This window comes from Paenibacillus ihumii (assembly GCF_001403875.1).
GTDB classification, from domain to species: Bacteria; Bacillota; Bacilli; order Paenibacillales; family Paenibacillaceae; genus Fontibacillus; species Fontibacillus ihumii.
In genome coordinates this window covers 191,036-212,236 of record NZ_LN884297.1, presented here as the reverse complement: position 1 = coordinate 212,236, position 21,201 = coordinate 191,036, and the positions used below count along the sequence as shown (strand labels likewise).

Below are 21,201 nucleotides of genomic sequence, written 5' to 3'. Positions count from 1 at the left end.
ACATGGTGTCAGTAGAATCGATCCAAATGGACAAGGTAACCTTCCGTCGTATGACGCTTGAGGATATTCCCGATATTATGATTATCGAGCATGAATCCTTTACCTTGCCCTGGAGCGAGGAGGCATTCCGCAGCGAAATGACGCTCAATCATTTCGCGAAATATCTGGTGATGGAATACGAGGGAAGCCCGATCGGATATGCAGGCATGTGGACGGTGCTTGATGAGGCGCATATTACCAATATCGCCGTTAGAACAGCGTATCGCGGCCATCATTTGGGCGAGCTGCTGTTCCGCAAAATGATCGATTGGGCAGGCGAGCTCGGCATGCGCCGGATGACGCTGGAGGTGCGCGTTACGAATCATTCCGCCCAATCCTTGTACAGGAAGCTCGGATTTCATTCTGTCGGCACCCGCAAGGGCTATTATTCCGACAATCAGGAGGATGCGCTCATCATGTGGTGCGAGCTTCCCGAACGGGAGCCGCAAGCAGGCGCGGAGGAAGGAAGCGAAGAAGATTGGATTTGAATCGGAATTGTTATATATTGGCAGTGGAGACAAGCTGTGACGAGACCTCTGTTGCCGTTGTGAAAAATGGAACCGAGGTGCTCTCGAATTTGATCGCAAGCCAGATCGAAACGCACCAGGCATTTGGCGGAGTCGTGCCGGAGGTAGCCTCCCGGAAGCATGTGGAGAGCATCACGCTCATGCTGGAGGGAGCGATTCAAGAGGCAGGCATTGCCCTGGAGGAGCTGTCGGCCGTAGCCGTAACGGAGGGGCCGGGGCTCGTTGGCGCCCTGCTGGTCGGCATTATGGCCGCCAAGAGCCTGGCCTTTGCTATAGATAAACCGTTGATCGGCACGCATCACATCGCCGGGCATATTTATGCGAACCGGCTTGTGCAGGACATCCATTATCCTTCGATCGCGCTAGTTGTGTCCGGCGGCCATACCGAGCTGGTGCTGATGGAGCGCGAAGGCAGCTTTCAGCTTATCGGGCGCACGAGAGACGATGCCGTGGGAGAGGCTTATGACAAGGTAGCGAGGGCGCTGGGATTTCCTTACCCCGGAGGACCCCACGTCGACAAGCTGGCGCTGGAGTCCGAGACCGTCGAGGTTCTGCCGCGGGCTTGGCTGGAGCCGGATTCTTACGATTTCAGCTTTAGCGGGTTGAAGTCGGCGGTTCTGAATGCGGTAAATCAGCATAAAATGCGCGGGGAAGAAGGCTACGGGCCAGCCATTGCCCGCGGTTTTCAGGAGTCGGTCATCGAGGTGCTGGTGGAGAAGGCGATCCGAGCGGTAAGGGCGACGGGGGCGGTGCAGTTATTGCTCTGCGGCGGAGTTGCCGCGAACCGGGGGCTGCGGTCGGCGCTTGCCGAACGGTGCGGGAAGGAGCGGATCGACCTCGTTATCCCCCCGCTGAAGTATTGTACGGATAACGCGGCCATGATCGGGGCCGCTGCCTATTTGAAATGGAAAAGCGGTGAATTCTCCGGCTGGGAGCTCAAGGCTGAGCCGTGCATAACGCTGGAGTCTTGGTCCGTAGGGATCAAGGAAGACAAGGCATAGCTATAGATAGCCTGGACCTGAAATATCCCTTTAAAGGCAAAGATCTCAAATTCCTTAAGCAAGGAAGATGAGATCTTTTTTTGATGGGGAAAATCCATCGCAAGAGACGACGGGCTCTTTTAAACATATACAAGCTCTATAAGTTCTCATTTCAGCAGCCGCTGGATCCATTGCAGCAAGGGTTTATTTATTTCGTCAGCTGCCCAACGGGCTGCTGGATGTACTGCGTGCCTCCGTACCCATTTCAGTGAAGCCCCAGATAAGATATCGGCAGAGCACGCCCAGCATGCGGAACAACACAATTCTTTTGCCAAAGTCCCTATGGGCGGTCTAATCTCCCTCCTTAGGCAGAGGGGGTTCTAGGCCATTCCATAAGATCGAATCCAAGTTGAACCCTATATTTTGGCCGACCGGACCGAAAGCTAAACTAAGAGGTCTGCGAAGCGGCTGCCGCCTCCTGGTTGGCGCTCGATGCTGTTTCCGGCTGGCTGCTCATGCGGCTGCTGCCTTCAAAGATGCTGCCTTCCTCGACCGAGAGGCTGGCAACGGTAATATTGCCGTATAATTTCCCCGTCGATGTAATGGAGAGCTTGCTCTTCGTTTGAATGTCCCCGGTCACGGTGCCGGCAACAATGACATTGCGTGCGGTAATGTTGGACTTAACTCGCCCCTTCTCTCCGATCGTCACATCGCCTTTGCATTCGATATCGCCCGTAACCTCCCCTTCGATCCGGATGCTTGCGTCCGATTTGATATTGCCTTCGAAGCTGCTGCCTTCGCCTACCAGCGTGTCCGTAGTATCAGGATCAAGCTTTACGGGAATCGCCTTGGTCTTGAACATTATTCATCCTCATCCTTTTCCGGTTTGATTAGATAAATTTCAGGGTCGACCATAACGCCGTTCTTCACCACTTCAAAATGCAGATGAGGCCCCGTGCTCCGCCCGGTCGAACCGAGGGTGCCGATGACATCGCCTTGCTTCACTTCCTCGCCCTTGGCCGTAGAAATTTCGTTTAGGTGCAAGTAGTTCGTCGATAGTCCCGACGGATGCCTGATGGTGACGTAATTGCCGCGCGACGAGCTATATCCGGCATCAGTCACAGTTCCGTCGGCCGCAGCGTATATGGAATCGCCGGTGCTACCCTTGATATCCAGGCCGTTATGCAGCGTGAGCCTGCCGGTAAACGGATCCTGTCTTTTGCCGAACGGCGAGGTTGTTTTTAAGGAATCCGCTGGCCAAAATGTTGGCAATATGCGCATCATTTCCTTGTACTCCGTGACGGCCTCCTTGGTCTGCTCCAGTCTGGCCTGCAGAGCAGGCATTTCTTCCAGAGAGGCGGAGATGCTCTCTCTCGTCTCTTCGAGGAGAGAGTCAATGTCTTCCTCGCTCAAAGGGATGAGCTCGCCGCCCATTCCTTCCGTACTCTGCTCGCTGCCGGAATTTTCCCATGATAAAGCCGAAGCGGACTGGATTCCGCTCCCTTTGCGTTCTCCATTTGTGATGGATTTCAACTCTGCTTCCAGCTTCTCGAGCTCCGTCATTTTCGTTTCCAGCACTTTGGACTTCTCGGAAAGCTCCATCAATTGGAGCAGCAGCCGGTCGATCTCCTGCTCTTTATCGCTGACCGTTGCTTGAAGCTGCTCCGAGGAGGCGGAGAGCCTGGTCTCCAATGCTGCGATCTTGAAGGCATGGCTCCGGTTCAGCGTGAACAGAACGAGCGCAGTAACGAGCAAAAGAACTGCAGTGGCTATGCCGGCCACCAAATATGTGGAAGTCAATTTCAGACGAAAGACCGGCTGCGAGCCTTCGGGAACAAAGAGAACGGTGTACCGTTGGTTTTTACGTTTAAATCCGAGCTTCATATCTTCCTCCTGAATCCAGTACAGAAATGCTTCATATAAATCTGCAGCTGCAGATGATTGAGTACATTATTTCCGCAGTCTTAAAAGAACGACAGATCAGCATCTTCGTTCGCCAACAGGTACTATTCGGCAAATCATTCCAATATTCCTGTCTCTTTGCAAAATATTATCGTATTTTTTGCGAAACTGTGAAAATTGTCGAAAATCCGTGGGGAAATTGCTGCTGAAAGAATTGAATAGGAACAGCATAGTAAAGGATCATGGTAGCAGATCGCTATAGTAAGGGTAGCCTTATCGGATTATATGTACGCGCACGCTAATGGATCCTTATAATAACGGATTACCGCCGGAGTGGATCGCCGTTATAACTTTTTTAGAAGGAGGGCTTTAGGAGAGTAGGCTAGCGGCTGCCTCGGAAGGCCAAGAGAGAAGGCCACTTCGATTAAACGGCTCCAATAGAACCGGCGGCTAAAGTTAGCTGGAGTTAATAGACCAATAGAGGGTATGATTATGTTACTAGCTGTTATTCTTATAATCTTGCATGTTGATATCCGAAGGGGGCGAAGTCAAACGATGAGCTACAAAAATACTTTTATTAAGGTATCGCCGGATTGCCCCGTAACCAGCAGCATCGTTCCGCAGTATAACAGGGGCAGCAAGCCGGTCCACGTGATCCAGTATGAGCTCTTAAGCCGTGAGCCCTACCGCTACACCCATGAGCAGCTTTTGTTCGAGGTCCATATCCGGCATAAAAACATTCCGGCCGAGGAGCTTGAGAAGAATCGGCAGCAAATTTGGAATGCCTTGTTCAGCAAATCGCATGCTTGCCTAAGGGCTTCCCAGCTTCCCAAAAAATACGGCTTCGGCATTCATTACGATGCTGAAGGGCGGATTGCTATTTATGGCATGGAGACGCCCGAATACGAGCGCTTCGTACAGTCCAGTGAGATTGCGCTGTTGAACGGAATGCGGAGCCGGCGCGAGCAGGCCAGTTGGCTGTAGGGACGCGGGGAGGCAGTCGGCCGTAGGCTAGAATCGGTAGAGTTTCAATAGGTACACCAGATAAAGCGTCACATATATCCGGGTGATTTGGATGCACAGGCAGAAAATTCTTCAATAGGTACACCAGATAAAGCGTCACTAGGTATACCGGATAAGCTTCAATAGGTACGCCATAGGCCTGGCTTCCTGTGGGTATGGCAAATGGCCCGAGGCATGCCTGATGGCTGCCGCTCACTGGACGGCTGCTGGTCATATGTTTTTTCAACGGCAATAAGTGATTGAATCGGAAGAAAAGGTGATAACGCAATGGAAGAAATTAAAGGATCATTAATTACAGTGGATACGCTGTTACAGGATTTAAGGAAGCTCGGAATAGAAGAGGGCATGACGCTTTTGGTGCATTCCTCCTTTAAATCGCTCGGGCAGTGGGTGCTCGGCGGCCCGGTCTCCGTCATACTTGCCCTAGAGAAGGCGATCGGAGAGAACGGCACCTTGGTTATGCCGACCCATACTCCCGATTTAAGCGATCCGTCAGGCTGGATGAATCCGCCGGTATCGCAAGCTTGGTGGGAGACGATCCGGAAAGAGATGCCTCCTTATGATAAGGATCTGACACCCTGTGAATGGATGGGCGTCATTCCCGATACGTTTCGCAAGCAAAAGGGAGTTGTCCGCAGCAGCCACCCCCAAGTCTCATTTGCCGCCTGGGGGGCAAATGCAAGTGACATCGTGGCAGGGCATGAGCTTGATCACGGTCTTGGCGAGCGTTCGCCGCTAGCCAAAATCTATGATCGCTGTGGATGGGTACTGCTGCTCGGCGTCGGTCATGGCAGCAATACCTCGCTTCATCTTGCGGAGCATCGGGCAAGCTACGCTGGCAAGAAAGAGGTAGAATGCAAATCTCCGGTAACAAGTGATGGCATCAGGCAATGGATCAACTACATGGATCTGGATTACGAATCGGCTGACTTCGAGCGCTTGGGTGCAGATATGGAAGAGTCTGGCGGACGAATCCGTCGGGGAAAAATAGCCGGGGCAACCGCAATGCTGATGCCGCAGAGGGAGCTAGTAGATTATGGCGTACAGTGGCTGGAGCAGAACCGCCGATAGCGCTGCGCTGGAAGGCAAGCCTGTTCCAAGCTGTTTGAGGAAGCGCGGAGCAGTAGGCACGTTCAGGCGGGACGATAGCGCATGGCGGATGCTTGCGTGAAGTGTTGTCGCCGATCAGCCAGCGAGCAGGGGTGCAGCCTGCTGCGAGTCAGTGTATCTGTAGCAAGCGCGTTCGTGCTGGATGACTTTGCACTACTGTTGGGGATACCGGTGCAACCTGTTGCGAGTAGTATAGTTGTAGCAAGCGGAGCTCGCGCTGGATGGTATTGCACTACTGTTGGGGATCCGGTGCAACATTGGCAAGAGTCAGCTTAGCTTGTTAGAGCGTTCGTATAGCGGGAAACGGATGGTAACGGACACAGGTTCCGCTATTTCGATAAAAATGCCTAAAATAAAGAACTAACGGACTCAGAGGACCTTATTTGCTTAAAAGCAACCTAAATTTAGCCAATTTTGCCTAATAAGGTCTCCTGTGTCCGTAACAACCGGAAAATCGCCGAAATCATCGAAATAGCGGCTTCTGTGTCCGTTAGCAATTAGCTGGATTGGTTCTGCTCAGCTCGACACTTAGATTCAACAAATTAACCGTCAAACCCTGTACCACACTACACGCATCACGTCACCGGAACAATTGCACTTAGAGCCACCTATACTACATAACTCAGCAGCAGTGTACACACCTTAAGTCTGTATCGAGGCACTTAGAGTAACTTATAATATGCAACACAAGCATCAGTCTACGCTGCTGATCTACAACGGCGATCCATATAGCCACCTATACTATATAACTCAGCAGCAATGTACACGGCTTAAGTCTGTATCGTGGCACTTATACTACGCAACACAAGCATCAGCATACGCTACTGATCTACAACGGCGATCCATATAGCCACCTATACTACATAACTCAGCAGTAGTGTACACGGCTTAAGTCTGTATCGTGGCACTTAGAGCAACCTATACTACGCAACACAAGCATCAGCATACGCTACTGATCTACAACGGCGATCCATATAGCCACCTATACTACATAACTCAGCAGTAGTGTACACGGCTTAAGTCTGCATCAGCGGCACTTAGAGTAACCTAACCTTACGTAACACATTGGCTGCCGGGTGGATGCCCATGGTTTTTTTACTAATCACAATACTCACAACAGTCGAGTAGGCCAACCAATCGCCCCCAAATTGCCTCCAATATGCCACAGCTGTATCAATCAACCCCTCATTTACATAATTTACCCAGCAGACCTATCGGTAATGCTAACTGTCAGCCTGCAAGTTTTTTCAGCAAATTACTGCTTCAGCCTCCGTGCTTCGCGGAAGGCGCTTGGGGTTTGACCGGTGACTTTTTTGAAGAGCATAGAGAAGTATTTGTCGTTATTGTAGCCGACGGCGGCAGCCACCTCATGCACTGGGGAATCGCTTTCGTTGAGCAGGCGCTTGGCTGCTTCAATTCGCCGGGTGATAAGATAGTTGACCGGAGAGTCGCCCAAATCTTTTTTGAATAAGCGGGACAAATAATGCTGGCTGACATAGAGGGTGTCGGCGATCTCTTTCAGGGTAATGCTTTGCGTAAAATTGTTGTCGATAAATTCCTTCGTTCGGATCGTCAGCTCGCTTTTGCCCTTGAAGGAATGGAACTGGTGCTCTGCGTCAATGAGCCGATAAAGGAGTGTGATGAGCGACATCAGCAGATTGCTGCTAAGCGTCTCGTAGCCTAAATCCTGGGAATCGCACTCCCGGAGTATTTCCGATAAGTAGGATTCGACCCGGCCGGCATATTGCCCGCAGTTAATGACAGGGTCAACATACGGCGGCAGCAGCAATCCGACTGGAACGCCTTCGATATGCACATTGTCCAGCCCGCAATAAACGACCTTGAACATATCTCCATTTCGGCTCGTCGAGCGTTCCTCATGCAGGACGCCGGGGTTATAGATCGCCACATCACCTTGCTGCAGGGTATAGTATTTGCCGCCGATTTTGAACTCGCCCGAGCCTTCGACGATATAGATGACTTCGCAGAAATCGTGAATTTGCGTCGGTGCATAGAAGGCGGTCTCGTCCACGACTTGCCCGGCGTATAGGAGCTCGGGGATTTTCTTGAAACGAAACCGATCGCTCTTGTTGTAGGGAATTTCAATTTTCGGCACTGGTCAGTCCTCCCTATCCGAACTTTAACTACCATTATATAACAAGTGAAGGGAGCACACATACCAGAGTACAGGGGGGCGCATGTAACAGGTAGAGGGAGCACACATACCAGAGTACAGGGGGGCGCATGTAACAGGTAGAGGGAGCACACATACCAGAGTACAGGGGGGCGCATGTAACAGGTAGAGGGAGTACACATACCAGAGTACAGGGGAACGCATGTAACAGGTAGAGGGGTACACATACCAGAGTACAGGGGACGCATGTATCAGGGTAGAGGCAGTACATATATCAGAGTACAGGACTGCGCGGTACCAGGGTGCAGGGAGTACATATATCAGAATACTAGGAGCCATGCATAACCAGAGTACAAAGGAAACGCATAGGCCACAGAGTGCAAGGGAGCACATATATAAATCAGAGTCAGAGGTATACATTATTGACCGTTATAGACGGCAAAAGAACAAAATAGTAGGTTATCTTCCCCACTGCTCCTCATTAGAATATAGGTATGCTCGAATTTCACGAATGGAGGGAGAACAGTGACAGTGCTTGAAAGCGATTACAGATGGCGGGAAGGCTTCCCGGCCATTGGGATTCGTCCCACGATCGATGGAAGAAGAAGAGGGGTTCGCGAGTCGCTGGAGGAGCAGACGATGGGCCTGGCCCAAGCGGTAGCAGCCATGCTGTCGGAGCAACTGCGTTACCCGAACGGTGAGCCCGTAAAATGTGTCATTGCCGATACCTGCATAGGCGGTGTGGCCGAAGCGGCTGCGGCTGCAAAAAAATTCAAAAACGCCGGCGTCGGCCTGACGATTACGGTTACTCCCTGCTGGTGCTACGGAACGGAGACGATGGATACCGACCCGACATTGCCCAAGGCGGTGTGGGGCTTCAACGGAACAGGCCGTCCGGGTGCGGTATACTTGGCCGCGGTCCTGTCGGCGCACGCTCAAAAAGGCCTTCCGGCATTCGGCATCTACGGGGAGGATGTTCAGGATGAAGGAGACGGGACAATTCCGGCGGATGTGCAGGAGAAGCTGCTGCGCTTTGCCAAAGCAGGGCTGGCGGTTGCGATTATGAAGGACAAGGCGTATTTGTCGATGGGCTCGGTATCGATGGGCATCGCGGGTTCCATGGTGGATGACCGCTTCTTTCAGGAATATTTGGGGATGCGCAATGAATACATCGATATGAGCGAGTTCACGCGGCGTATGAATGAAGGCATATTCGATCCAGAGGAATATGACAAAGCGCTGGCTTGGACGAAGAAGCATTGCAAAGAGGGCGCGGATAATAACCCCGAGCATCTGCAATCGTCCCGCGAGCGCAAGGATCAGGAATGGGAGACCGTGGTCAAAATGACGCTTATAGCCCGCGATCTGATGATCGGCAACCCGCGCCTGGCCGAGCTGGGCTTCGAGGAGGAGGCTCAGGGTCACCATGCGATCGCCTCCGGATTCCAGGGGCAGCGCCAGTGGACGGATCATTGTCCGAACGGAGATTTTATGGAGACGCTGCTCAACTCCTCGTTCGACTGGAATGGCAGACGCTCCCCCTACATCGTCGCTACCGAGAACGACAGCTTGAACGGGGCAAGCATGCTGTTCGGCTATTTGCTTACGAATACGGCCCAGATTTTTGCCGATGTCAGAACGTATTGGAGCCCGGCTTCGGTAGAGCGGGTTGCGGGCTATCAGCTGGAGGGCGGGGCGAAGAACGGTGTTCTTCATTTGATCAATTCGGGCTCGGCCGCCTTGGACGGTACGGGAGAACAGACGAAGGATGGTCGGCCTGCGATCAAGCCCTTCTGGGAGATTAGCGACGAAGAAGTGGAGAGAATGCTCGCAGCAACCCAGTGGCGTCCGGCATCGCTGGAGTATTTCCGGGGAGGCGGCTTTTCTACCGATTATTTGACGCGCGGCGGCATGCCGATGACGATGGCCCGGCTCAATCTCGTCAGAGGGCTTGGCCCGGTGCTGCAGATTGCCGAGGGGTATTCGGTCGACCTGCCGCAGGATGTACATGACGTGCTCGATCAACGGACCGACCCTACCTGGCCGACGACCTGGTTCGCCCCAAATTTGACGGGGAGCGGCGCTTTTACGAGCGTATACAGCGTAATGGATCAATGGGGGGCCAATCATGGAGTTATCAGCTGCGGTCATATCGGCGCCGACCTGATTACACTTGCTTCGATTCTGCGCATTCCGGTTAGTATGCACAATGTTCCGGCAGAACAAATTTTTCGCCCGCGGGTATGGGGGCTGTTCGGCACGGAGAGTGCGGAGAATGCGGATTACCGGGCCTGCGCCAATTTCGGGCCGTTGTATAAGTAATGTATTTTACTGTTATCGGAGAGGAGAGACAGCATGCGAAATATGGATACGCGAATAGAGCTGTGCAAATATGCGCACAAAATCGTGGAACGCGGCCTTGTCGTCGGACCCGGGGGCAACATCAGCGCGCGGGCGGGAGATAAAATGTACCTGTCCCCCAGCGGCTTTGCCCTGGAGGAAATTGAACCTGAGCAGTGGATTGAGGTGGATATTCCCACGGGTGAGATTGCCGATACCGGCTTGCGCCCATCCTCGGAGGTGCTGATGCATTTATACGGGTACCGGCAGAAGCCCGATATGGGTGCGATGGTTCATACGCATCCCCCTTACTGCATCGCTTTTACCCTGATCGAACGGGAGCTGCCGATTATGTTCCCCGATCAGGCGGCTCTTGTCGGAAGCACCGTGTATATTCCCTACCTGATTCCGACGACGGATGTGCTTGCGGAGGCCGTGGCCGCCAAGGTGAACGAAGCCAGTTCGATTCTCCTCGGCAACCATGGTCTGGTTACGACCGGCCGCAATTTGCGGGAGGCTTATTACCGCACCCAGGTGGTGGAGGAGAGCGCGAAAATTTACTTGAGCGCCAAAGCCGCAGGCAGCCCGGTACCGCTTACGGCTCAAGAGACGGCGGATATTGCCGCGCTGGAAAGCGAGGACTACCGGATTAAGCTGCTGCAAAAAATGAAATGAACGGGCGGTGATCAAAGATGAATAAATCCCCTTGCGTTCTGGCCTTCGATTTGGGGGCAGGCAGCGGCAGGGCGCTCATCGGCGAGCTTGTCAGGGACGAAGGAGATCTGTTGGCTTCCGCCCAACCCGCCGATCCTGGCGATTCCAGGACTCCCGGCCGACTGCGCATTACGGAAATCCATAGATTCTCCAATACGCCAGTACAGATCGGCAGATACCTGCATTGGAATATCGCGCTGCTGCTGCAGGAGATCAAGCACGCCATCCGCCAAGCCTGCCAGGCGGGATATAAGCCGATAAGCTGCGGAATCGATACTTGGGGCGTCGATTTCGGCCTGCTGGATCGCAACGGCGAATTGTTGGGCATGCCTTACCACTACCGGGACCGCCAGACTGAAGGGCTGGTGGAGGAACTATCCGCACTGATCGGGAAGGAGCGGCTGTTTCGGGAGAGCGGGCTGCAATTTATGCCTTTTAATACACTGTATCAGCTCTATGCCTTGAAAAAAAGAAATTCTCCCAAGCTGGAAGCGGCCGCAGCCCTGCTGCTGACCCCCGATTTGCTGAATTATTTCCTGACGGGGCGCAAGGCTTGCGAATTCACGATGGCCACGACGACGCAGCTGTACGATCCGGTCAAAGGAGGCTGGAATAAGCCTTTGATGGAGAAGCTCGGCCTGCCTGCAGATATACTTCTTGAGCCGGTGTATCCTGGAACGGTTATTGGAGAGCTGAGCGAGTCCTTATGCGCCGAGCTGGGCGTGCCTCCACTGCAGGTGGTGGCGGTGGCCTCGCACGATACCGAATCGGCGGCAGCGGCCGTTCCTTCCGCTTCGCCGCGCTTTGCCTACCTGGTCAGCGGCACATGGTCGCTGCTCGGTACTCCGCTGGAACAGCCGCTGCTGGACCCTGCGGTGCTGGAGCTGCAGTTCTCAAATGAGGGCGGGGCCTGCGGCAGCTATCATTTATTGAAGAATATAATGGGGCTATGGCTTCTGCAGGAATGCAGGCGAAAATGGGAGCAGTCCGGCAGTTCTTATTCTTATCCAGAACTGGCTTCCTTGGCGGAGCCCGCAGCGCCGTTTCGCAGCCTAATCAACCCGGACGATCTGCGCTTCATGAATCCTTCGGATATGCCTAAAGAGATTCTCGGCTACTGCCGGGAGACTGGCCAAGCGGAGCCACGCAGCATCGGAGAGACCGTCCGCTGCATCATGGAGAGTCTGGCCCTGCGCTACCGTCAGGTGCTGGAGCAGGCTGAGCAGCTGACCGGGGAGCGGTTCGAGGGGCTGCATATGGTAGGGGGCGGCATCCAGAACGAGCTGCTGTGCCAGTTTACGGCCAATGCCCTCCAGCGCCCGGTATGGACCGGACCGGTGGAGGCCAGCGCTATCGGGAATATGCTTGTACAGCTGCAGGCTGGAGGCTGCATTCGCAATATGGGGGAAGGCATCGAAGTGGTAAAGGCGTCATTTCCGATGCGAGTCTACGAGCCTGAAGGCCGAAATGAATGGGAAGAGGCTTATGAGAAATACTGCGGGCTAGCTGCCCGGGCTGAGGGTTGATCATGAGATGGGATTCTTGAAGCGATAGCCTGAATTCAGTGATGGTTAGAGGAACAACAGAAAACCGTATCAGTCAGCCGAAGGTTGCTTAATGGAGATGTTTGTGCTGTGATGCCTATACACCGCAAGCAAGCTGGCTGATCCCGTCTGGCTCGGATTATTGCCAGTTTAGGCCAATCCTATGATTCATCGATAATAAGTTGGGAGGGCTTGTCATGTTAAAAGGAATCTCCAGCCTGATCTCGCCGGAGCTCATAAAAGTACTGATGGAGATGGGGCATGCGGATGAAGTCGTGCTTGCTGATGCCAATTTCCCGGCAGCGAGTCATGCCCAGCGGCTGGTTCGCTGCGATGGCCATGGCATTGCTGAGTTGCTGGAGGCGATACTGCCGTTGTTTCCGCTGGATGTGTATGTAGACCGGCCCGTGACGCTGATGGCCGTAATCCCCGGGGACGGCGTGGATACCCCGATTTGGGACAGATACCGGCAAATCGTGGAGCAATACCATTCCGGGGCAGATGCTTTTGAGGAAATGGAGCGGTTCGCCTTTTACGAAAGGGCCAAGCAGGCCTATGCCATTGTGTCTACGGGGGAGAGGGCGCTGTACGCAAATGTCATTTTGAAAAAGGGCGTTGTCATTTAGAGCGAAATTTAATTTCCCAGAAGGCTGCAATCCAAAACAGCTGCCGGATCATCCGGCAGCTGTTTTTTCTATAAGGCTTATAATGCCACAAAAATCAGAGTATCCAATTTGAGCAGTGCATTCGCGTGATGCCGTCATAGGTTATGGCAAGCTTTAGCTTATAGCGGGTAGCTGAGCCGCCAGCCCATTTTTCGCCGTTCTGCGTTCTGCTCCATTCTGCGTTGCTGCTCGGCGTCATGCCGCTTTCTGTTGCGCCGCTCTTTGCCGCGCTGCATTGCGCCATGCTGGCCTCTGTCCCGCCGCTCCCGCTGAGGGCCTTGCCATCGCCAGCGGTTTGAGCGAGGCTAGCGGCTCTGCCGCTTCCGGCAGCCAGGGCATGGCCGCCTGCCTTACAGCTATCGGCAGCCAGAGCATAGCCGCGAACCTCGCTGCCAAGCCGCGGATCGGCCAGGCAGACGCGCTGCACTTCCTCGCCGCCGCGCGGCACGATGCCGGTCACGGCTGCCTCGTCCAGCAGGCGGTCGTCCTCGCTGTATAGCGAGACGGTCACCGCATAGCGGCAGCTGCAGCGCTCGTCAATGCCGAGCAGGCCGATCTGGGCGACAAGCGGCTTCTCTGGAAGCAGGCCGCTGCGCTGCAGCAATGGCCGAACGCGCAGCCGATCCGGCGCAGCGAGCTGAAGCTGCATCTCCCCGTTTAGGGCACGGCAGTGCTCGGCCGTGAACTGCAGCGAATGCCGGCCTGCCTGGAGCGGGATATTCTCCGCGATATAGCGCAGAGACCCGCTCCTGTTTTCGGCCGGCCTCAGGCAGATCGGCCCCGGCAGCTCCAGCCCGTCGATGCGGAGCCGGAGCATCGGCTTGTCGCCGGGCTTGACGATGGCCGCCAGCTTCAGCGTGTACAGGCCGCTCTGCTGCACGAAAATATCCAGCTTCTCCTCGGGAGAAGTGCAGCAGCCGCCCAGGATACCCGGGACGACGAACGGATCGAAGCTTTCCCGATCCGCAGTCTGCAAGGCCCATGGCTCCGTCCCTGCAGGCAGTCCGTTGTAATAGCTCTCCGGCGGGCCGAGCAGGCTCGGCTTTTGGCCGCCGGTATCGATAACGAGCTTCTGCAGTACAACGATCGGATCGACCATCCATATGCGCAGCGTATGATAGCCCGGCTGCTCGATAAGGTGCCGCGTTGCGCCCGTACGGATATTATAAATAACGCTTTGCTCCCCATCGCCCTCATCGAATCCTCCGTCCGGCATTTTCGCGATCAGCCCGGCAATCTGTACCGGTCCATCATCGAAGGAGACGCCGATGCGCAGCCCCTGGCCGACTACAAAATCGATGGAAGGAGCGGCGTATAACGTGACGCTGATCTCCCCTGTGCTCGTGAGGTAGACCGGATATTCCAGGCTTGGCGAATTTTCGGGATGAGGCTGCTCCGCGCTAGGCGCGGTGACCGGGAATACGGCCACCGAGGATAATGTGCGGCCATAGCCTGCAATGGGCTGCCACTTCGCTCCGCTGGCACTGTGGCTGGCGGAGAAATGCTCCGCCTCAATGGCGATGACGCCGCCCGTCTCAATGTGGCCAACTAACGATTCCCGGGTGGGCTCGGCGGGATGGAAGACGAGGATTTGAACGGCGACTTCTTCTCCCGTTGGTCCGCTGATGACGATTTCGCCATGCACCTCGTGACCTACGGGCGCGGCGGCCCAGTCGATATCCACCCAGATTCGTTGTTGCGTAACGATCTCGCCCGAGGAGATGGACAGCTTGATCCAGGGAGCTCCGGCCGCCGCCCGGAAGGTAAACGGCTCCGTGCCTTTATTGAAGACATCGATGTACCGCGCCTCCCGGGTAAAGCTGTTGAACTCGGGCAGCCTGCATACCGTGTTGACATCCGGCCATACATCGGCCGAGCCCTCCACGGCGATGCCCATCTCGAAATATTCCTTGGCGGCGACCGTGCCGGTCTCCGGCATGGCATTGACCGGCGGCTGGTTCCAGTAGGTGTACCCGATATGGGTCTGATCCATCAGGTGGTCCCACTTGCCTTGCGAGAGCATTTTGTTGTAAGCGAGGGTCAGCTCGCGATCCGCTTCAAAGAGCAGCTCTGCCTCCCGAGCGGCGATATTGGCCGCAGCTCTTCCTTGGCGGGCATACAGGCGGCTTCGCGCGGCCTGCAGATGAAGCTCCAGCACCTGCGCGGAAGCCTGGGCCGGATACAGGGCAAGCTGGAAAAAGGCGTCGCGCAGCTGCTCAGGCAGCTCATTATACAGCTGTTCAGCCTTGCTGGAGATCGACTTCAGCTCTGCTGACGCCAGCTCCGCCTCCTTGTAGTCCGTCAGGCTGTACAGCTCGACGCCGTTCAGGAGCTCCGGCTTGATTCTGCCGTTGAACTTGGCATAGCCCGTCAGGATCTCCGCTGCCTCTTCGCCGTACTTGGGGCCGAATTGCTGCTGCGCCCATCGGACCGTGCATTCCCAGGCATTGTCCTTCGTGAATTGCGAAATGTCCCAAGCCATGCGCAGGAAGTATTCCAGCGGAAATTCCATCGGCTTCAGGTCGCCCACATTCACGATCCAGATGCGATCCGCACCATATTCGTAGGCTTTATGCATTTGCTCCCATATTTTTGGAACCGGCACGGTGTTGATCCATTTATAGGAACGGGGGCCGCCGACGTAATCAAGATGATAATAGATGCCCGCTCCTCCGGAGCGCTGACGTTCCTCTGATGCAGGGACTCGCCGCAGGTTGCCGTGGTTGTCGTCGGACCACAGCAGCGTAATATCGTCAGGCACGCGCATGCCGTGCTCGTAATAATCCTGAACTTCCTTGTACAGCGCCCATAACTGTGGAACCTCGGACGGAGCCCTGCCGGTCTGCTCGGCAATGATCTTCCGCTGGTCGCTTACGATCTTCTCGAGCAGGACGATTTTCTCCTCCAAGGACAAGTGTCCGCCCATCGCCTCATCCCCGTCGCCCCGCATGCCGAGTGTGACGATGCTCTCATAGTCCCGGCTGCGCCGGATGCCTTCCTCCCAGAAACGGTAGAGCACGTCCTCGTTAACGGAATAATCCCAGGGGCCTTCCTTATGCTTCTTCCAGTCCCCGTGGGGCCGCAGCATCGGCTCGTGATGGGAGGTTCCGATGACGATGCCGTAACGGTCGGCAACCTCGGCGTTTAGCGGATCATCCTCGTAGAACGTGTTGTCCCACATCGCCGGCCATAAATAATTCGCTTTCAAACGGAGCAGCAGCTCGAATATTTTCTCATAGAACTCATGGGTGAAATCACGGTAATTCGCACGCACCCAGGCCATCAGGGATGGCCCCTCGTCATTGAGGAAGATCCCTCTGTATTTCACCGAGGGCTCTCCCTGCTTATAGGTGCCGGGCACGATAAAGAGGCTGTTCTTCCGCACCGCAGGAACGTCCGCCCACCAGTACCACGGTGATACCCCGATCTTCTCGGATACGTCGTAGATGCCGAAGATGGTTCCTCTTTTGTCGCTGCCGGCGATGACCAGCCCCTGCTCGACGCCCGGAAGGGGATGGGCCACCGTCTGGATGACAAAGGACTCCCATTTCCCTGTGACATCGCCTGCATCCAGTTTGCCTTCCGCGATCAGCGCGTCAATGATCGGGCTCTTGCCGATCGTCCCGATGAGGACGGCATGACTAGCCAGCAGCTTAGGATCGTGCATGAGCATGGGACTCTGCCCGGACACGCGGCCGATATCGGCCTGAAGGTCCTTTGCTGCCCGAACGACCCCGGCATGATCCTCGGCGGATATGTAGATATCCGCGGAAGATCCTTCATGGACGAGCCGAAAAGCGCCGTCGCCGCTGGCTTGCCCAACAACATAATTTTCGCTGAACATGATACTCCCCCTGCACAGAAAATGGTATTCATCGGTTTCCGGAATTTTAATCAGTATATAAGATCCCCTTATTTGTCCGGGAGGTTTAAGAACAACATGTTTAATTGCAAGGGGAAACTGCTATAGTTTTCAAAGCTTGATCATACTCCCGAATAGGCCATGAATCCGCCGTCCACCGGAATGACCGTTCCGGTAACGAAGCCGGACGTGTCGGAATCGGCCAGCCAGAGCAGCGTCCCGAGCAAATCCTCCGGTACGCCGAAGCGCCGCATCGGCGTGTGCGTAATGATTTTGTGCGAACGCTCGGTCAGCGAGCCGTCCTCATGCGTAAGCAGTCTGCGGTTCTGCTCCGTCAGGAAGAAGCCGGGCGCAATGGCATTGACGCGGATGCCGGATTCCGCCAGATGCACGGCGAGCCACTGCGTAAAGTTGTTGATGGCGGCCTTCGCCGCGCTGTAGGCCGGCACTTTGGTCATCGGGCACGGCGCGCTCATCGAGGAGATGTTCAGCACGACAGCCCCGGGACGCCCGATCATCGCCTTGGAGAAAACCTGGGTAGGAATCAGCGTGCCGACGAAGTTCAAATCGAACACGGTTCGCACCCCGGGAATGCTCAGGTCGAAGAAGGTCGTGATATCCGGATTCGTCAAATCCTCGGAGCGGAAAATTTCGTTCGTCGTATTGGCGCTAGGCTGATTGCCGCCCGCGCCGTTGATCAGAATGTCGCAAGGGCCCAGCTGCTCCTGGACGATCTTCTCGGCTTCGCGGACGCTGGCCTCGTCGGTGACGTCGCAGGCGACCGCGATCGCCTGGCCGCCATTGGCCTGAATCGCCTCCGCAACCTCTTCTCCCTTCTCCTTCGTCCGGTTAAGAATGGCTACCTTGACTCCCTGTCGGGCAAGCTCCTGGGCCATAGCTCGGCAGAGCACGCCGGAGCCTCCGGTAATAACGGCTGTTTTACCTTCCAGGGAGGAATGCTTAGGCAATGCACACATGGCTATTTCCCCTCCCCGGCTTTGGCCTTGGGCGCTTCAGCCTGCTGTTTGGAATAGGCGTCCCACAGTCCCCATAAGTACATAATTCCGAGGGCGCGATCATACAGTCCGTAGCCCGGACGGCATTGTTCGCCCCAAATATGCCTGCCATGATCCGGACGGCAATAGCCGGTGAAACCGGTATCATAATAGGCTTTCACAACGCCGCTGATGTCAACGGTGCCATCGGAGGTTTTGTGCGAGGTCTCGATGAAATCTCCATTCTCCATGACGCGGACGTTGCGGATATGCGTAAACGGAATCCGCCCCTGGAATTCATGAATCATGGAGATGATATCATTGCTTGGCTTGGCTCCGAGCGAGCCGGTGCAGAGCGTAATGCCGTTGGCCGGGCTGTCATGCAGCGATAGCAGGCGGCGGAAGCCGGCCTGGTCGTTCAGGATCCGCGGCAGACCGAAGATTGAAAATGGCGGATCGTCCGGGTGAACAGCCATCAGGATGCCATTCTTCTCGGCGACGGGGACAATTCTGTCGAGGAAATATTTGAGATTGTCCCACAAATCCTCTTCCGTCACATCCCGGTAGGCCTCGAATAAGGAGGTGAGATGTGCGAGACGCTCCGGCTCCCAGCCTGGCATGGTTAGATCGCTGTTCTGATTGATGATTTTTACGAGCTCGAACGGATCTACCCCGTCTATTTTCTCCTTCTCAAAGAATAGAGCGGTGGAGCCGTCTTCCAGCTCTTTGAACAGATCCGTTCTCGCCCAGTCAAATACAGGCATGAAATTGTAGCAGATAACCTTAACGCCGATTTGCGCTAGATTCTCGATCGTACGAATATAATTCTCGATATATTGATCCCGGGTAGGCAGCCCGAGCTTGATATCCTCGTGAACGTTTACACTCTCGACGACTTCCGTATGCAAGCCGTGCTTGCTGGCTAAGTCGCGGACTTCCGTAATCCGTTCCAGAGGCCATACCTCCCCAGCGGGCACATCATGAAGCGCCCACACGATTCCCTCCGTTCCAGGGATTTGTCTAATTTGATCCAGCGTAACCGTGTCGTTGTTCTCGCCGAACCAGCGAAATACCATACGCATGCTTTCCACCGCCTAGTTAATTTTTGTCTGGTTATTAAAATAATCGGGAAATTTCTCCTGAAGCAGGCCCAGATTATATATGCTGAGCGCTAGATGGGTCTCCATCAGGCGATCCGCCAAGGCTTCATTCTTCTGGCGAATCGCCTCATACATGTCACGATGCTGCTCGAACAGATGATCCCAGTGCGGCTCCGTTCTCATCCACAGGATGCGGCTCCGATTCAAATGGGCATTCATTTGCTGAATGACGCCCCAGGTTCCGAGCTTGTTGACCCCCGCGAACAATATACGGTGAAACTGCTCATCGAGCTCGAACATCGCCGTTCCGTCATGCTTCATCAGTGATTCCTTCTGCAGGGACAGATTGTTCCTGAGCTCGGCGAGCAGCTCCTCGGGAAAATGCCTGCAGGCCAGCCGGATCACGGCTCGCTCGAGCTGCTCCCGCATGAACTGGGCTTCCATCACGAGCTCCGGGTCAATCAGCGATACCCGCGTGCCGCGCTGGGGAAGCACCACCACCAATCCTTCCTGCGCAAGCCGGACGAAGCTCTCCCTGACGGGGGTGCGGCTCACATTGAAAGTGATCGACATTTCCTTCTCGGACAGTGTAGTTCCCGGAGCCAGCTCCATATTGACGATTTGCTTCTTTAACTCATAATAAACGGTATTCCCAGCCGATTCTTGCATGGGAGGGTTCATTCCTCTCAATCGATCACCTCCTTACTTCTTCCATACTACCACACTTGTATGGTAGTATGGAACTGAATAATAATCAAGAAATATCGCTGTGAATTGTTAGCCAGGAATATAATCTGTCAGGGGGATGGAGATGAAGCAATTTAATACCGAAAATCTGCTGCTTACGAGCAATAGCGCCAAGAAGCTCTACTTTGAATATGCAGCAGGGATGCCGATTTACGATTATCACAATCATTTGAATCCGGCGGATATTGCGGCGAATAAACAGTTCCGCAATTTGACGGAGCTGTGGCTGGAAGGAGATCACTATAAATGGCGGGCGATGCGCTGGCTCGGCATCGATGAATCGCTTATTACGGGAGAGGCAAGCGATGAGGAGAAGTTCATGGCCTGGGCCCGCGCCGTTCCGCGCCTCGTCGGCAATCCGCTCTACCACTGGAGCCATTTGGAGCTGTCCCGATATTTTGGCATCGAGGAGCGGCTGAGCGAGGAGAACGCCGCGGAAATCTGGCATCGCTGCAATGAGCGGCTGCAGGAGAAATCGCTTCGGGCGGCAGGCATATTGCAGCATTTTGACGTACGGGTCGCGTGTACGACGGATGATCCGGCTGATGATTTGGCTGCGCATGGACGAATCAAGGACAATGATCAGATTACGGCCAAGGTGCTGCCGACCTTCAGGCCGGATCGGGCGCTGAACATCACTGCTCCGGGGTTCATAGAGTACATGGAGGAGCTGGGCCGGGCAGCAGGCTGCACGATCGCAGGCTACGAGGATTTGTTGGCTGCCTTGAAGAACAGAATCGACTTTTTTCATGAGCAGGGCTGCCGTTTGTCCGACCATGGCTTCGGTGAGTTTCCATTTGAGCGGGCGACAAAGCGCGAGACGGGGGAGATTTTTGCCAAAGCGCTTCGCGGGGCAGCGCTGACGGACTCGGAAGAAAATAAATACCGCACGTTCACGCTGCTTCGTCTGGGAGAAATGTATTATGAGCGCGGCTGGGCCATGCAGCTCCATATCGGGGCAATCCGCAACAATAACACCCGCATGCTGGAAACCATCGGCAGGGACAGCGGGTACGATTCAATCCTCGATTATCATCTGGCTTCGTCCTTGAACGCCTTTCTGAATGAATTGGAGCTGGCCCGCCAGTTGCCAAGGACAATCGTGTACAGCCTGTATCCTTATCATTATGAAATGCTTGCTACGACAATCGGCAATTTTCAATCCGGCGAGAGCGCAGGCAAGCTTCAGCTTGGCTCCGCTTGGTGGTTCCATGACCAGAAGGAGGGAATGCTGCAGCAGTTGAAAGCGTTATCCTCAATCGGGGTCATCAGCACCTTCGTAGGCATGCTGACGGATTCGCGCAGCTTCATGTCTCTGCCGAGGCATGAATATTTCCGGCGGGTGCTGTGCCGGCTATTCGGAGAATGGATAGAAGAAGGAGAGCTCCCCGCAGATTACGGTTATATCGGGGGGATCGTGCAGGACATTTGCTACCATAACGCGGTTCGGTATTTCGGTGTTTCCTAGGCGCAGAATCGGACCATAATTACAAACATCAATGCCGGCTGCAGTCCGGGC

The 21,201-nt window shown here is 54.8% G+C and carries 16 protein-coding genes; 9 read left to right on the top strand and 7 right to left on the bottom strand.

Features of this window, described 5'->3' with window-relative positions; translation table 11 throughout:
• Positions 1–2: 2 nt before the first annotated feature.
• Together rimI and tsaD are read left to right on the top strand one after the other, a co-directional pair.
• Positions 3–527: a ribosomal protein S18-alanine N-acetyltransferase gene (gene rimI, locus BN2762_RS03715; RefSeq protein WP_055105689.1), complete on the top strand. Its 525-nt coding sequence runs from the start codon at positions 3–5 to the stop codon at positions 525–527.
• Complete coding sequence (gene tsaD, locus BN2762_RS03710; RefSeq protein ID WP_055105688.1) at positions 518–1,567, top strand: tRNA (adenosine(37)-N6)-threonylcarbamoyltransferase complex transferase subunit TsaD; 1,050 nt, start codon at positions 518–520, stop codon at positions 1,565–1,567. Before rimI ends, tsaD begins: the two co-directional genes overlap by 10 nt.
• A 427-nt stretch (positions 1,568–1,994) precedes the next feature.
• Here the strand turns inward: tsaD and BN2762_RS03705 are convergent, their stop codons facing one another.
• Both BN2762_RS03705 and BN2762_RS03700 read right to left on the bottom strand, forming a co-directional pair.
• Positions 1,995–2,408, bottom strand: coding sequence for a bactofilin family protein (locus tag BN2762_RS03705; protein ID WP_055105687.1), 414 nt, complete (start codon positions 2,406–2,408; stop codon positions 1,995–1,997).
• The gene (locus BN2762_RS03700) at positions 2,408–3,430 is read right to left on the bottom strand and encodes a M23 family metallopeptidase (RefSeq protein ID WP_055105686.1); all 1,023 of its coding nucleotides are present in this window, start codon (positions 3,428–3,430) and stop codon (positions 2,408–2,410) included. Before BN2762_RS03700 ends, BN2762_RS03705 begins: the two co-directional genes overlap by 1 nt.
• A 573-nt stretch (positions 3,431–4,003) precedes the next feature.
• Between BN2762_RS03700 and BN2762_RS03695 the strand changes: the two genes are divergently transcribed.
• Both BN2762_RS03695 and BN2762_RS03690 read left to right on the top strand, forming a co-directional pair.
• Positions 4,004–4,432 carry a DUF6157 family protein gene (locus tag BN2762_RS03695; RefSeq protein WP_055105685.1) on the top strand — a complete coding sequence of 143 codons (429 nt, stop codon included), beginning with the start codon at positions 4,004–4,006 and terminating at the stop codon, positions 4,430–4,432.
• Between the two features lie 306 nt (positions 4,433–4,738).
• Complete coding sequence (locus BN2762_RS03690) at positions 4,739–5,542, top strand: AAC(3) family N-acetyltransferase (RefSeq protein WP_055105684.1); 804 nt, start codon at positions 4,739–4,741, stop codon at positions 5,540–5,542.
• 1,294 nt (positions 5,543–6,836) lie between these two features.
• Here BN2762_RS03690 and BN2762_RS03685 read toward each other — a convergent pair.
• Entirely contained in the window at positions 6,837–7,697 is an 861-nt protein-coding gene (locus BN2762_RS03685) for an AraC family transcriptional regulator (protein WP_055105683.1), read from the bottom strand.
• A 549-nt stretch (positions 7,698–8,246) separates the two neighbouring features.
• Here BN2762_RS03685 and BN2762_RS03680 point away from each other — a divergent pair.
• The 4 genes from BN2762_RS03680 (at position 8,247) to fucU (ending at position 12,939) form a co-directional block, all read left to right on the top strand.
• Entirely contained in the window at positions 8,247–10,037 is a 1,791-nt protein-coding gene (locus BN2762_RS03680; RefSeq protein ID WP_055105953.1) for an L-fucose isomerase, read from the top strand.
• A 33-nt stretch (positions 10,038–10,070) separates the two neighbouring features.
• Positions 10,071–10,730: a class II aldolase/adducin family protein gene (locus BN2762_RS03675; RefSeq protein ID WP_055105682.1), complete on the top strand. Its 660-nt coding sequence runs from the start codon at positions 10,071–10,073 to the stop codon at positions 10,728–10,730.
• 17 nt (positions 10,731–10,747) lie between these two features.
• Complete coding sequence (locus BN2762_RS03670; RefSeq protein WP_055105681.1) at positions 10,748–12,295, top strand: rhamnulokinase; 1,548 nt, start codon at positions 10,748–10,750, stop codon at positions 12,293–12,295.
• A 215-nt stretch (positions 12,296–12,510) separates the two neighbouring features.
• Positions 12,511–12,939, top strand: a complete 429-nt coding sequence (gene fucU, locus BN2762_RS03665) for an L-fucose mutarotase (RefSeq protein ID WP_055105680.1) — start codon at positions 12,511–12,513, stop codon at positions 12,937–12,939.
• Positions 12,940–13,033: 94 nt separating this feature from the next.
• Here the strand turns inward: fucU and BN2762_RS03660 are convergent, their stop codons facing one another.
• The 4 genes from BN2762_RS03660 to BN2762_RS03645 all read right to left on the bottom strand — a co-directional run bounded on the left by BN2762_RS03660 (position 13,034) and on the right by BN2762_RS03645 (position 19,616).
• Positions 13,034–16,822 (bottom strand): glycosyl hydrolase 115 family protein, encoded by a 3,789-nt coding sequence (locus BN2762_RS03660; RefSeq protein ID WP_074048560.1) that lies wholly within the window; start codon positions 16,820–16,822, stop codon positions 13,034–13,036.
• A gap of 140 nt (positions 16,823–16,962) precedes the next feature.
• On the bottom strand, positions 16,963–17,817 hold the full coding sequence (locus BN2762_RS03655) for an SDR family oxidoreductase (protein ID WP_055105679.1): 855 nt from the start codon (positions 17,815–17,817) through the stop codon (positions 16,963–16,965).
• A gap of 2 nt (positions 17,818–17,819) precedes the next feature.
• A complete protein-coding gene (gene uxuA, locus BN2762_RS03650) occupies positions 17,820–18,917 on the bottom strand; it encodes a mannonate dehydratase (RefSeq protein ID WP_055105678.1) in 1,098 nt (365 codons plus the stop codon).
• Positions 18,918–18,929: 12 nt separating this feature from the next.
• Positions 18,930–19,616 (bottom strand): GntR family transcriptional regulator, encoded by a 687-nt coding sequence (locus tag BN2762_RS03645; RefSeq protein ID WP_055105952.1) that lies wholly within the window; start codon positions 19,614–19,616, stop codon positions 18,930–18,932.
• 130 nt (positions 19,617–19,746) lie between these two features.
• Between BN2762_RS03645 and uxaC the strand changes: the two genes are divergently transcribed.
• Complete coding sequence (uxaC, locus tag BN2762_RS03640; RefSeq protein WP_055105677.1) at positions 19,747–21,150, top strand: glucuronate isomerase; 1,404 nt, start codon at positions 19,747–19,749, stop codon at positions 21,148–21,150.
• Positions 21,151–21,201 lie beyond the last annotated feature (51 nt).

Bases quoted from the DNA above. Each gene is read 5' to 3' on its own strand.
- BN2762_RS03655 (WP_055105679.1), bottom strand. From the start codon at position 17,817: ATGTGTGCATTGCCTAAGCATTCCTCCCTGGAAGGTAAAACAGCCGTT.
- rimI (WP_055105689.1), top strand. From the start codon at position 3: ATGGTGTCAGTAGAATCGATCCAAATGGACAAGGTAACCTTCCGTCGT.
- BN2762_RS03690 (WP_055105684.1), top strand. From the start codon at position 4,739: ATGGAAGAAATTAAAGGATCATTAATTACAGTGGATACGCTGTTACAG.
- uxaC (WP_055105677.1), top strand. From the start codon at position 19,747: ATGAAGCAATTTAATACCGAAAATCTGCTGCTTACGAGCAATAGCGCC.
- uxuA (WP_055105678.1), bottom strand. From the start codon at position 18,917: ATGCGTATGGTATTTCGCTGGTTCGGCGAGAACAACGACACGGTTACG.
- BN2762_RS03700 (WP_055105686.1), bottom strand. From the start codon at position 3,430: ATGAAGCTCGGATTTAAACGTAAAAACCAACGGTACACCGTTCTCTTT.
- BN2762_RS03675 (WP_055105682.1), top strand. From the start codon at position 10,071: ATGCGAAATATGGATACGCGAATAGAGCTGTGCAAATATGCGCACAAA.
- BN2762_RS03670 (WP_055105681.1), top strand. From the start codon at position 10,748: ATGAATAAATCCCCTTGCGTTCTGGCCTTCGATTTGGGGGCAGGCAGC.
- BN2762_RS03645 (WP_055105952.1), bottom strand. From the start codon at position 19,616: ATGAACCCTCCCATGCAAGAATCGGCTGGGAATACCGTTTATTATGAG.
- fucU (WP_055105680.1), top strand. From the start codon at position 12,511: ATGTTAAAAGGAATCTCCAGCCTGATCTCGCCGGAGCTCATAAAAGTA.
- BN2762_RS03695 (WP_055105685.1), top strand. From the start codon at position 4,004: ATGAGCTACAAAAATACTTTTATTAAGGTATCGCCGGATTGCCCCGTA.
- BN2762_RS03660 (WP_074048560.1), bottom strand. From the start codon at position 16,822: ATGTTCAGCGAAAATTATGTTGTTGGGCAAGCCAGCGGCGACGGCGCT.
- BN2762_RS03705 (WP_055105687.1), bottom strand. From the start codon at position 2,408: ATGTTCAAGACCAAGGCGATTCCCGTAAAGCTTGATCCTGATACTACG.